At 64.0% G+C, this 12,483-nt stretch carries 9 protein-coding genes; all 9 read left to right on the top strand.

Annotated features, from left to right (window positions below; genetic code table 11):
* The first annotated feature begins 47 nt into the window (after positions 1-47).
* Positions 48-566 carry a hypothetical protein gene (locus KZJ38_RS13010; RefSeq protein ID WP_246641462.1) on the top strand — a complete coding sequence of 173 codons (519 nt, stop codon included), beginning with the start codon at positions 48-50 and terminating at the stop codon, positions 564-566.
* A 63-nt stretch (positions 567-629) separates the two neighbouring features.
* On the top strand, positions 630-1,607 hold the full coding sequence (gene corA / locus KZJ38_RS13005) for a magnesium/cobalt transporter CorA (protein ID WP_219796286.1): 978 nt from the start codon (positions 630-632) through the stop codon (positions 1,605-1,607).
* 230 nt (positions 1,608-1,837) lie between these two features.
* The gene (locus KZJ38_RS13000) at positions 1,838-2,794 is read left to right on the top strand and encodes a sugar ABC transporter substrate-binding protein (RefSeq protein ID WP_219796285.1); all 957 of its coding nucleotides are present in this window, start codon (positions 1,838-1,840) and stop codon (positions 2,792-2,794) included.
* Between the two features lie 347 nt (positions 2,795-3,141).
* The gene (locus KZJ38_RS12995; RefSeq protein ID WP_219796284.1) at positions 3,142-4,737 is read left to right on the top strand and encodes a sugar ABC transporter ATP-binding protein; all 1,596 of its coding nucleotides are present in this window, start codon (positions 3,142-3,144) and stop codon (positions 4,735-4,737) included.
* A gap of 20 nt (positions 4,738-4,757) precedes the next feature.
* Positions 4,758-5,828, top strand: coding sequence for an ABC transporter permease (locus KZJ38_RS12990; protein WP_219800312.1), 1,071 nt, complete (start codon positions 4,758-4,760; stop codon positions 5,826-5,828).
* Positions 5,829-6,021: 193 nt separating this feature from the next.
* Positions 6,022-7,056, top strand: a complete 1,035-nt coding sequence (locus KZJ38_RS12985) for a LacI family DNA-binding transcriptional regulator (protein WP_219796283.1) — start codon at positions 6,022-6,024, stop codon at positions 7,054-7,056.
* 310 nt (positions 7,057-7,366) lie between these two features.
* On the top strand, positions 7,367-8,248 hold the full coding sequence (gene rbsK, locus KZJ38_RS12980; protein ID WP_425518355.1) for a ribokinase: 882 nt from the start codon (positions 7,367-7,369) through the stop codon (positions 8,246-8,248).
* A gap of 308 nt (positions 8,249-8,556) precedes the next feature.
* Positions 8,557-10,371 (top strand): methyl-accepting chemotaxis protein, encoded by a 1,815-nt coding sequence (locus KZJ38_RS12975; protein WP_219800310.1) that lies wholly within the window; start codon positions 8,557-8,559, stop codon positions 10,369-10,371.
* A gap of 828 nt (positions 10,372-11,199) precedes the next feature.
* Positions 11,200-11,961: a 2-keto-4-pentenoate hydratase gene (locus tag KZJ38_RS12970; protein ID WP_219796281.1), complete on the top strand. Its 762-nt coding sequence runs from the start codon at positions 11,200-11,202 to the stop codon at positions 11,959-11,961.
* Positions 11,962-12,483: the final 522 nt, after the last annotated feature.

The raw sequence follows: 12,483 nt of genomic DNA, 5'->3' as shown, positions 1-12,483 counted from the left end.
CGACAACAGAAAGAACACCAGCATAAAAGAGCCAACGGAGACAACTGATGCGGCTACCGGCGCTTCGGCTTCATCAAGGCGGCACGCGTGCGCCCGGACGTGCGTTAAGACAAGCGCGCGGCTCGATCAAAAGCGCGTTCGCCCGCGTGTTTCGTCCCGCACTGCTCGCAGCGGCCGCGCTTTGCGTGGCCGCATGCGGCGCGACGCCCGCCGAGCCTGTACCGTTCAAGGCCGTGTCCGCCGATCGCATCGTCAAGCCCGGCTACACGGAGCCCGCCAGCGGCATGGTTGCGGTCGATGTCAGGCGCGAGCGGAGCGACGACGTTATCGTGCGGTTTCGCGATGCGCTCGTCTATATCGACGGTGAGCGGGTGGCCGATCTGATGAATGGTGAACACATCGTGTTCTACCTGACGCCAGGCCTACACCGGCTTGCAGTCTCGACACAGTTCGATCCGGTACGCGAGTTGCAATTCATCGTCACCGCCGACCCGCGTTATACGAACCGCGCGAGCATCACGTTCAACGCCGACCACCGCATCGTACTTACGCGCGTTGCGCAATAGCGGCCAGCGGCCCGACAATCCCACATCTCTCGTTCGCATATTTCGTTTTCAAGGTATCTGACCATGCTGATCAACTGCGCCGCGTACCAGGACGGCCGAAAGCTCGCCGACATCGAAATCGACGACATCAGCGTCTATGTGGCGAAGCCCGAGTGCTTCGTCTGGGTTGCACTGAAAGATCCGGCTCCCGGCGAACTGGATGTGATGAAGAACGAGTTCGGGCTGCACGAGCTCGCGGTCGAAGACGTGCGCAACGGCCATCAGCGGCCGAAAATCGAGGAGTACGGCGAATCGCTGTTCGCGGTCATGCACACGCTCGAACTCGATGACGACGGCGAGATACTGATCGGCGAGGTCGACGTGTTCGTCGGCAGCAACTACGTGCTCACGGTACGCAATCGCACGCGGCACGGTTTTCAGGAGGTCCGTGCACGGTGCGAGCGCGAGCCGCAACTGCTCAGGCAGGGCGCGGCCTTCGTGTTGTACGCGCTGGCGGACGCGGTCGTCGATCGCTATTTCCCGATTCTCGAGGCGCTCGGCACCGAGATCGAACAGATCGAAGACCGCATTTTCGACAGGCACAGCCTCGCCGCATCGCGCGCGATCATTCAAGACCTCTACTCGTTGAAGCGCCGGCTCGTTACGCTCGAGCACCACATCGCGCCGCTGCTCGAAGCAATTGGCAAGTTCACGGGCGGGCGCATTCCGGTTATCTGTTCGGGCATGCAGGCGTATTTTCGCGACGTCTACGACCATCTCGACCGGATTGTGCGGACCATCGAAGCGCGCCGCGAAATGATCGTCACGGCGGTCCAGGTGAATCTCGGCATGATCTCGCTCGCGGAGAACGAGGTGACCAAGCGCCTCGGTTCGTTCGCCGCACTGTTCGCGGTGCCGACCATGATCGCCGGCATCTACGGGATGAACTTCGAAAAGATCCCGGAGTTGCACTACAAGTTTGGCTACCCGATCTGTATTGCCGTGATGCTGGCCATCGATGTGTTCCTGTGGTGGCGCTTCAAGAAGGCCAACTGGCTATAACACGCAACCATGCGGTGGAGTCCATGCGGCGAAATCGATGCGGTCGAATCCATGCGTTGGAATCGCGACGCAGTCGAATCCGGCGCGCCCGTTGCCTCGCTCTGTGCGGCGCAACACCAGCCGTCGTTGACACGAACAAGCGCATACGTTGAGAATAGGCTCCGCAAACGTTTGCGGACCTCAATAAAGAAGGCTTTTTGCTTAAGCCTGCCAACAACCGGAGATAACGCATGAACCAACGCATCCGCCGCCGCATTCTTGCCGCCGGGCTCGCCTTGACCGCCGCCGTCGCGCTGCCCGCCATGCCGGCGCATGCGCAGGCCACGAAAAAGCCTAAAGTGGCGCTGGTCATGAAGTCGCTCGCCAACGAATTCTTCCTCACGATGGAAACCGGTGCGAAGGAATATCAGCAGCACAACTCCGGCACCTTCGACCTGATCACCAACGGTATCAAGGACGAAACCGACACCGCGAACCAGATCCGCATCGTCGAACAGATGATCGTCTCGAAGGTCGACGCGATCGTGCTCGCGCCAGCCGACTCGAAGGCGCTCGTGCCTGTGGTCAAGAAGGCAGTCGATGCCGGCATCATCGTCGTCAACATCGATAATCGGCTCGACCCCGAGGTGCTGAAGTCGAAAGACCTGAACGTGCCGTTCGTCGGTCCGGACAACCGCAAGGGCGCGCAGAAGGTCGGCGACTATCTCGCGCAGAAGCTCAAGTCCGGCGACGAGGTCGGCATTATCGAAGGCGTCTCCACCACCACCAACGCGCAGCAGCGCACCGCGGGCTTCAAGGACGCGATGCAGAAAGTCGGCGCGAAGATCGTGTCGGTGCAATCGGGAGAGTGGGAAATTGATAAGGGCAACGCGGTTGCATCCGCTATGCTCAACGAGTACCCGAACCTGAAGGCGCTGCTGTGCGGTAACGACAATATGGCGATCGGCGCGGTGTCGGCGGTGCGCGCGACGGGCAAGCAGGGCAAGGTGTATGTGGTCGGCTACGACGACATCAACGCGATCAAGCCGATGCTGAAGGACGGCCGCGTGCTCGCGACCGCTGATCAGTACGCGGCAAAGCAGGCTGTGTTCGGCATCGATACCGCGTTGAAGGCGTTGAGCGAGCACAAGAAGCAGTCGCAGCTGTCCGGCGTGGTTGAAACGCCCGTCGATCTCGTGACGAAGTAAGCGCAGCGCCCGGCGCCCGCGATTGCATCAACCCGTCGGAAAATTGCCGCGCATGCGAAAGGCATGAAAAACAACCGTGCATTTTCGTTATTCGCGAATGTTTTTCCGTCAATTCAATAAATGCTAAAGAAATCCGCTGCGCCGCCGTTATCGAGTTAAGCGTCATGACGGCCGGCGCGGCGCAGCATATGCGTCCGGCGTGGTCCGCGTACCGTCCGTGTGCATCACAGTCGCACACGACCTCTGCGTAGCATGCCGACATGACATGCGTGGCTGCCCGGCGCCGCATCGTTCGCTGTACAACTGGTGAGCGAAATCCGGCGCGGCAGCCCGGAACCTTGATCACAATGGATTCGACCGACAACGACGCATCGTCTGCCGTGCTGTCCGTAACCGGAATCGGGAAAACTTACGCCGAGCCGGTGTTATCCGATGTCGCGCTCACGCTGCGCGCGGGCGAAGTATTGGCGCTCACCGGCGAAAACGGCGCAGGCAAAAGCACGCTGTCGAAAATCATCGGCGGTCTCGTCACGCCCACGGCCGGTACGATGCGCCTCGGCGGGGTGCCTTATGCGCCGGCCAGCCGCACTGAAGCTGAAGCGCTCGGCGTGCGCATGGTGATGCAGGAGCTGAACCTGCTGCCGACCTTATCGGTTGCCGAGAATCTCTTCCTGAACCGCCTGCCCAAGCGCGGCGGCCTGTCGTTCGGCTGGATCGACCGGCCGCGTCTGCGCGACGACGCGCGCGAGGCAATGGCGCAAGTCGGGCTCGATGCGATCGATTCGGACACGCTCGTTGGCGAGCTCGGTATCGGTCATCAGCAGATGGTCGAAATCGCGCGCAACCTGATCGGCGACTGCCGTGTGCTGATTCTCGACGAACCGACCGCGATGCTGACGGCCCGCGAAGTCGACCTGCTGTTCGAGCAGATCGACCGGTTGAAAGCGCGCGGCGTCGCGCTGGTCTATATCTCGCATCGGCTCGAGGAACTCGCGCGCGTCGCCGAGCGCATCGCGGTGCTGCGCGATGGCAAGCTCGTGCATGTCGACGCAATGGCGAATCTGACGAGCGACCAGATCGTCACACTGATGGTCGGCCGCGAGATCGGCGAGCGCATCGATCTCGGCGAACGCCGGATCGGCGCGCCGCTGCTCAAAATCGATGGGCTCGGCCGCGGCAAGGTGGTGCGCGACGTGTCGTTCGAGGTCCGTGCGGGTGAAATTTTCGGCATCAGCGGTTTGATCGGCGCGGGCCGAACCGAGCTGATGCGCCTCATCTATGGCGCCGACCTGAAGGATCGCGGCACGGTTTCGCTGGCTGCGGCGCCGGGCGCGACGCCCGCGCCGGTGCACATCGCCTCGCCGGCGGATGCGGTGAGCCAGGGTATCGCGCTCATCACCGAAGACCGCAAGGGCGAAGGTTTGTTGCTGCCGCAACCGGTTGCCGCGAACATCTCGCTGGGCAATATCGGCCGCGTGGCGCGGCACGGTGTAATCGATACCGCGCGCGAGAACGCGCTCGCCAGACAGCAGATCGGCGCCATGCGCATTCGCACGTCCGGGCCGGCGCAGCCGGTCGGCGAGCTGTCCGGCGGGAATCAGCAGAAGGTCGTGATCGGGCGCTGGCTCGCGCGCGACTGCAAGGTTTTGCTGTTCGACGAGCCGACGCGCGGCATCGACGTCGGCGCGAAGTTCGACATTTATGCATTGATGGGAGCGCTAGCACGCGAGGGCCGCGCGCTCGTCGTCGTGTCGAGCGATCTGCGCGAGTTGATGCTGATCTGCGACCGGATCGGCGTGATGTCGGCCGGCCGGATGACGGGCATGTTCGAGCGCGATGCGTGGTCGCAGGACGCGCTGCTCGCCGCCGCGTTCGCCGGTTACCGGAGCCGCGAAGCGATGCTCGCGACGCATGAAACAGATGCCGCAGGAGAGCTGCCATGATCGAACAGCCTCGCATCGCAATGAGCAAGGAACCGGGCGTCGGCGGCAACGCCGGCAGCGGCACATCGAGCGGCGGCGCGGGCGCTGCGGGTGGTTCCGCGACCCCCGTGGCGCACGACCCGTCGGCGCCGCTGGCGAGCGGCAAGCCGGCGGGCACGCGCCTCGGATTCTCGAACTACCTCGGTCTCGCGGGCGCGCTCGCCGCGATGATCGCGCTGTTTTCGGTGCTGAGCTCGCATTTCCTGACCTACGACACGTTCATCACGATCGCGAATCAGATTCCCGATCTCGTCGTGATGTCGGTCGGTATGACCTTCGTGCTGATCATCGCGGGCATCGACCTTTCGGTCGGTTCGGTGCTCGCGCTCGGGGCCTCGGTGGTGAGCGTCGCGTCGCTGAAGTGGGGGCTCGGCCCGCTGCTCGCGGCCGCGTTCGGCCTTGCCGCCGCCGCGCTGACGGGCACGCTGACCGGCGCGGTGACGGTCGGCTGGCGCATTCCGTCGTTCATCGTGTCGCTCGGCGTACTGGAAGCGGCGCGCGGCCTCGCGTACCAGATGACGAACTCCCGCACCGCGTATATCGGCGATGCGTTCGACTTCCTGTCGAATCCGATCGCGCTCGGCATTTCGCCGGCGTTCCTGATCGCGGTCGCGGTGATGATCGTCGCGCAGCTTGTGCTGACGCGCACGGTGTTCGGGCGCTATCTGATCGGCATCGGCACGAACGAGGAGGCGGTGCGGCTCGCGGGCGTCAATCCGCGGCCCTACAAGGTGATCGTGTTTGCGTTGATGGGCGCGCTGTCGGGGCTCGCGGCGCTGTTCCAGATCTCGCGGCTCGAGGCGGCAGACCCGAATGCGGGCGTCGGTCTCGAGCTGCAGGTGATTGCGGCGGTGGTGATCGGCGGGACGAGTTTGATGGGCGGGCGCGGGTCGGTGATCAGCACGTTTTTCGGCGTGTTGATCATCTCGGTGCTGGCGGCGGGCCTCGCCCAGATTGGGGCGAACGAGCCGACCAAGCGCATGATTACGGGCGCGGTAATCGTCGTGGCGGTCGTTCTCGACACTTATCGCAGCCATCGCAAACGCGTATGAGGCGTGTGGACGTAAACTTGCATTGAATGATAGCCACATGCGGCATGTACGATAAGCGTTGCGTCGCGCGGCAGATCGCGCAAAGCTGGTCCGGCGGACGGCGTGCCGGTTACGGCGTTGCGTGGGCGGTCTGCGACGCGGCGCGACAATGCGCATCGATTAGCGGTGAAAACAGGCAGGGGAGCAACAGTTTATGGCGACGATCAAGGATGTAGCGGCAGCGGCTGGCGTGTCGTTCACGACGGTGTCGCATGTCGTGAACAACTCGCGGCCCGTTTCGGCGGATGTGCGCGCGAAGGTCGAGCGCGCGATCCTCCAGCTCAACTATGTGCCGTCGGCAGTCGCGCGGTCGCTGAAGGCGCGTTCGACCGCGACGATCGGCCTCGTGGTGCCGAACAGCACGAATCCGTATTTCGCGGAGCTCGCGCGCGGCATCGAGGACGGTTGCGCGCGCAACGGCTACTGCGTGTTTTTCTGCAACTCCGACGACGACCCGTCGAAGCAGCGCAGCTACCTGCGCGTCCTGCAGGAAAAGCGCATCGACGGCCTCATCGTCGCGTCCGCGGGCGACGACGCGGTGCTGGCGAAAACACTCGCCGATTCGCGCGAACCGCTCGTGATCGTCGATCGCAATATCGAAGGGGTGAGCGCCGATCTCGTGCAGATCGACCACGAGAAGGGCGCTTATCTGGCCACGCGTCATTTGCTGCAGTTGGGTCACGTGAAGATCGGCTGCATCACGGGGCCGATCGAGACCGCGGTCAGCGCGATGCGCGTGCACGGTTTTATTCGCGCGATGTCCGAGCGCGGCATCGAATTCGCGCCCGAGGCGATCGTCGAAAGCGATTTCTCGGGAATGGGCGGCCACTGGGCTGCGAGCCGGCTGTTCGACACGATCCAGCCGTCGGCGATTTTCGCGTGCAACGACATGATGGGCATCGGCGCGCTGCGCGCGGCGGCCGAGCGCGGCATCGACGTGCCGCGCGACTGTTCGATCATCGGCTTCGACGATATCGAGCTCGGCAGCTTCACGTACCCGGCGCTATCGACGGTCGGCCAGTCGGTACGGGCGCTCGGCGATATGGCCGCGCAAACGCTGATCGAACGGATTAGCGGCAGCGCGGCGAGCGCGCCGCCCGGCCGGCGCCGCGTGATCGCGCCGCGCCTTGTGTTGCGCGAGTCGACGGCGGCTTTTGCGGGCGCGCGGCGTGGCGGTGTGGCGGCTTAGTTGGTAGCTCAGTTGGCAACTCAGTTGGCAAATTAGTTGGCAAATTAGTTGGCAGATTAGTTGGCAGATTAGTTGGCAACTCGGTTGCGGCTTCGTTGCAGCGCAGTGGCGGGTTGGGCGACGTCCCGGAGAAGGCACTAATCTGACAGACTGGCGCGGCACAACTCGAGCCTGTCGCTGACGCGCAGGCTGCAGTCGTGCCGCGCGGAATCGCGGCAAACGCTCAAGCGGAGCGTTGATCGAATCGCAGGAGACAGCAGTGGCATCAAATCAGGCAGGCGCTCGCGTGGCTGTAGTCGGCAGCCTCAATATGGACCTCGTTGCGCGCGCGCCGCGCATGCCGCAGCCGGGCGAAACGCTTGCCGGGCACACGTTCGCCCAGGTGCCGGGCGGCAAGGGCGGCAATCAGGCGGTGGCAGCCGCGCGCCTGGGCGCGCAGGTCGCGATGGTGGGCTGCGTTGGCCACGACGCGAACGGCGCCCAGTTGCGCGCGGGGCTCGAAGCCGAGCGGATCGACTGCGCGGCGCTCGAGACGAGCGCGAACGCGCCGACCGGCGTCGCGCTGATCATTGTCGACGATGGTTCGCAGAACGCGATCGTGATTATCGCCGGCAGCAACGGCGAAGTGACGCCGGCGACGATCGCGCGTCATGAGGCCGTGCTGGCTGCCGCTGAAGTGGTGGTCTGTCAGCTCGAAACGCCGCCGCAAACGGTCGAAGCGGCACTCGCGGCCGCCCAGCGCCTCGGCAAGATCGTCGTGCTGAATCCTGCACCCGCGACCGAGCCGCTGCCGTCGCACTGGCTGCCGCTGGTCGACTATCTGATTCCGAATGAACTCGAAGCGGCAACGCTAACGGGCCTGCCCGTACGCTCGCCCGATGAAGCAGCCGCGGCCGCCGCTGCGCTGCGCAAAGCGGGCGCCCGCAATGTCATCATCACGCTCGGCGCTCAAGGTGTGCTGGCCGCGCTTGGCGACGCCTTGCCCGCGCATTTCGCCGCCCCGCGTGTGGCCGCCGTCGATACGACCGCGGCTGGCGACACCTTCATTGGCGGCTTCGCTGCGCAACTCGCGCAACGCACGCCCGTCGATGACGCGATTCGCTTCGCGCAGCGCGCTGCCGCTATCTCCGTGACGCGCGCGGGCGCACAGCCGTCCATTCCGACTCGCGAAGAAGTCGACGCAATCCGTTAAGCGTCGCCGCGCCGCCGGGCTGGTGCGTGCCGCATCAACGCGGCGGCAACACAACCCACCCTTCCTCACAAGCAATGCTTCGCTTTGCGTAGCGTTGCTTCGCCTATCCGTCATCGTCATTACTACAATTCGATGTAGCCACATTGTAACAATTTCAATCAAACCGCATATATTCCTCATACCATATAGATATTTCAAGATTTTTATAGGCCTGTCGTAAACAACCTCAGAGCGTCTCATGCCGTCCTCGGATCAAGGCGCCCGGCCTGCGCATGCAGCCATCACTCTCGACAGGGCAGACAAACAACATGAGCAAGGGCATCACGATCAAGGCACGGATTGGCGTGGCAATGGCTTTTCTGGCCGTGCTGCTGGCCGCAACCAGTGCGCTTGGCCTTCTCGGCATGGGCCGCACGAACGACGCGCTGCACAGCATGTATGGCAATTCGATGCCGTCTGCAGTTGCGATCGACAAGATGGAGATCTATGCGGGCCGCGAGCGTCTTGCGCTCGACCGCGCGGCGCTGCAGATCGGCACGCCGGAGGCGAAGTCGACCATCGACCGCGCGCACATGTTGCACGGTCTGGCCGAGGAGGGCTGGAAGCGTTATCTCGATCTGCCGCGTGACGCCAACGAGGACCGCATCGCGCAGGGCGTCGCCGCGAAGCGCGATGCGTACTATCAGGCGATCGACGCGTTCGCCGCGACGATTACCGCGAACGACCAGGGCAAGCTCGTCGAGGGCGCGAACCGTTTGCAGGTTGCCTACAACGAGATGGCGAACGCGGCGGCCGAGTTGCGCAAGCTCCAGTTCGAGCAGGCGCAGACCGGCTACGACGCGTCGCAGTCGAGCTTCAATCTGTTTCGCGTGGTCAGCATCGCGGCGCTTGTCGCCGGCATGATCGCGGCGTTCGTGTCGTACCTGACGCTGCGCCGGGCGATTGCGCGGCCGCTCGCCGAAGCGCTCGACCATTTCGATGCGATCGCCGCCGGCGATCTGCGCCGGCCGGTCGTCGCGAAGTCGCGCGACGAGATGGGGCAACTGATCGAAGGCCTCGCGAAAATGCAGAAAAGCCTCGTCGCGACGGTGCGCACGGTGCGCTCGGGCAGCGACTCGATCGCCACCGCGACGCGCGAGATCGCGGCCGGCAATATCGACCTGTCGTCGCGTACCGAGGAACAGGCGTCGGCCTTGCAGGAAACGGCCGCGAGCATGGAGCAGCTGACCGGCACCGTGAAGCAGAACGCCGAAAACGCGCGCCAGGCGAGCGCACTGGCCGCGAATGCATCGGAAATCGCTAACAAGGGCAGCGGCGTGGTCGGCCAGGTGGTCGGCACGATGGGTGAAATCAACCAGAGCTCGGCGAAGATCGCCGACATCATTACGATCATCGAAGGCATCGCGTTCCAGACCAATATTCTTGCGCTGAACGCAGCCGTCGAAGCGGCGCGCGCGGGCGAAGAGGGCCGCGGCTTCGCGGTGGTCGCGGGCGAAGTGCGCAGCCTCGCGCAGCGTTCGTCGGCGGCGGCGAAGGAAATCAAGGAACTGATCGATACGTCGGTCGACCGCGTGCAGTCGGGCTCGGCGCTCGTCGACGAAGCGGGCCGCACGATGACGGAAATCATCGGCGCGGTGCAGCGCGTGACCGACATCATGGGCGAGATCGCCGCGGCGTCGTCGGAACAGAGCGGCGGCATCGACCAGGTTGCGCGCGCGGTCGCGCAAATGGACGAAGCGACGCAACAGAACGCAGCGCTCGTCGAAGAGGCGGCCGCCGCGGCGCAGTCGCTGGAGGACCAGGCGCAGAAGCTGCGCACCGCGGTCGCCGTGTTCGATGTCGAAGAGGGCGCCGCCGCCGTCAGTGGCGGTGTGCCGCGCGGCAAGACGGCGGCGAGTGCCGTTCCGGCTGCTGCACATAAATCAGTTGTGTCAGGCGCAGTGCAACAGCGCGCGGCGCGCAGGAGCGTGCCGAAGGCGGCGGCGCAAAGGCCTGTGCCGGCCAGCGCGCAATCCGCAGTGCACCATGAAAGCCGCAGTGCGCAGTCGATGCCGGTTGCTTCGGGCGCAGCAGCGCAAACGGCCGGCGCGAGTGCCGCGGAACAGGATTGGGAGACGTTCTGAGCCGGACGCGCCGCTCTGCACAATTGATGCGGCCGCCAGGCCGCGTTTAGCGATCGGTCATTGTGCCGGCGTGTCGCCCTTCGCGCGACCGTCGGCATCATCTGTCGACATTACGCGTCGACATTACCTGCCGGCATTACCTGCCGGCATTACCCTTAGGTGCCGCCCCGTGCGGCATCGCCGATAGCCGCCGCCTATGCATCGCATCAGGCCGCTGTCACACCGATTTCGTCAACGCTGCGCCATAAGAAATTGGCGTGGCGATCCTTTTTGCATTCTCTACACTCGAATCGACCCGCCGCGACATTGTTCCGGTACATTGGCGAGCACGGCTGTCGAGTGTCTCCATCGGTGCGTGTACGCAAGTTGCTACACGAGTCGCGTTGTGCATCGTTGCGTGTCGTTGCGCCGTCACGCGTGTCTGAAAGCGTTGTGGATGATTTGAACGCGGCATAAACAAGGCATAAATGCGGCACGAGCGTGGCATACGCGGCGAGCCCCGATGCGGTCTGAATGCGTACCGGAAAACGATGAATTTCGCAAAAAGCGGCGGTACTTTTTCATTCACGCACGTTCCGGCGTTCGCCGGCTCGACTCCGCCCAGGCGCACGTGGTTTCGCATCGGTATCCGTTCGAAAGGCCGTTGAACATCGCTGTTGAAACATCGCGGTCGAGACATCGCGCTTGATCGTATGGTAAGCACCAGGTTCAGGCACCGGGTTCAAGCGCGTCGGGTTCGATCGCCAGGTTGAGGCATCGGTTGACGCACCGGGTTGAAGCAACGGGTTGAAGCACCGGGTTGAAGCAAGCCAGCCAGAAAGGAACGCCATGACGCAACAAGACCTCGCGCAACGCCTGATCTCGGCGCGCCGCCAGCACCGCGCAATCGAAGCGCTGCCCTCGAGCTGCCTGCCGCCCGATGCGGCAACCGCGTACGCGATCCAGCAGGCTGTGATCGAAGGCCTCAAGTGTGCGACCGGCGCGTGGAAAATCGGTGCCCGTTCGCCGGGCGGCGACGCGTCGGGGGCGCCGATTCCGGCGCCGCTCACGTTCAAGTCGCCGGCGCGCATGGAGCGTCAGTCTTTCTTTCGTGTGCTGATCGAACTCGAAATTGCGTTCCGTTTTGCCGAGCCCGTCGCGCCGCGCAGTCAAACCTATGCGCGCGACGAAGTGCTCGCGCTCGTCGGCGCCGTGTTGCCGGCTATCGAGATTGTCGATAGCCGCTTTGCCGAATGGCCGAACATCGCGCCGCTCGCGCAGCTTGCCGACGCCCAGAACAATGGCGCGCTCGTGACGGGCCATCCGGTCAGCTATGCGGGCTGCGCGCGCAGCTTCGACTTCGTCTCGCCCGAGCTCGAACTCGCGTTCGATGGTGCGTCGCTCGTGCCCGAAGCGCCCGGCAATCCGGCCGGCGACCCACGCGAACTGCTCGTGTGGTTCGTCAACCATTGCGCCGCGATGGGCATCACGATCGAGCCGTCCTGGACCATTACGACCGGTTCGTACGTCGGCGCGCACATGATTGGCGAGCCGGGCATGGTGCGCGGGCATATCGACGGCCTCGGCGAAGTCGAAGTCGAACTGGTCTGAATTCCCCTCATTTTTACGCTTGAAAGCGTGTTTCGTGCGCGTTGCATCGAAGCGTCGACTATCGGCCTGATTGGTTGCGACGATGACGCACGGCATTCCGATACACGACAGGTTCACGACGGATTCAGCGACGGATTTACGGCGGACTCGCGACAAGCGGCGTCGCGCGCACGGTGTATCTACTGATTCAGACGCCGCTCCGGCGAACCGTCATACAGGCGAGAGGTTCAATAAAGCGCATCGGGCAATGCGCAGTCGATGTGATTTCGTTGGCCGCGCAGCGATCGGTGTGCGGTGACGCGCACCCGTGAACGTTGCCGCGAATCTTGTTGGCCGACCATGCGAACGACGCGGGTATCGGCGTGCTTATTGGTGCACGGCGGGTGCACGGCGGGTGCACGGCGAGTGCATCGCAAGTGCATGGCGGCTTGATGGCGGATGTACCCGCGCGCCGACCAACGCGGAGCGAAGAATGGACGAAAAAACTGCAATGCGACGTGTGACGTGCACTGTGTGCGTTCG

The sequence above is a fragment of the Paraburkholderia edwinii genome (genome assembly GCF_019428685.1).
GTDB lineage: Bacteria > Pseudomonadota > Gammaproteobacteria > Burkholderiales > Burkholderiaceae > Paraburkholderia > Paraburkholderia edwinii.
Note: the sequence above shows the minus strand (reverse complement) of the source record. Positions and strands in the feature narration are given on the sequence as shown.

Coding starts and splice junctions, on each gene's coding strand:
- KZJ38_RS13010 (WP_246641462.1), top strand. CDS start 48: ATGCGGCTACCGGCGCTTCGGCTTCATCAAGGCGGCACGCGTGCGCCC.
- corA (WP_219796286.1), top strand. CDS start 630: ATGCTGATCAACTGCGCCGCGTACCAGGACGGCCGAAAGCTCGCCGAC.
- KZJ38_RS13000 (WP_219796285.1), top strand. CDS start 1,838: ATGAACCAACGCATCCGCCGCCGCATTCTTGCCGCCGGGCTCGCCTTG.
- KZJ38_RS12995 (WP_219796284.1), top strand. CDS start 3,142: ATGGATTCGACCGACAACGACGCATCGTCTGCCGTGCTGTCCGTAACC.
- KZJ38_RS12990 (WP_219800312.1), top strand. CDS start 4,758: ATGAGCAAGGAACCGGGCGTCGGCGGCAACGCCGGCAGCGGCACATCG.
- KZJ38_RS12985 (WP_219796283.1), top strand. CDS start 6,022: ATGGCGACGATCAAGGATGTAGCGGCAGCGGCTGGCGTGTCGTTCACG.
- rbsK (WP_425518355.1), top strand. CDS start 7,367: ATGGACCTCGTTGCGCGCGCGCCGCGCATGCCGCAGCCGGGCGAAACG.
- KZJ38_RS12975 (WP_219800310.1), top strand. CDS start 8,557: ATGAGCAAGGGCATCACGATCAAGGCACGGATTGGCGTGGCAATGGCT.
- KZJ38_RS12970 (WP_219796281.1), top strand. CDS start 11,200: ATGACGCAACAAGACCTCGCGCAACGCCTGATCTCGGCGCGCCGCCAG.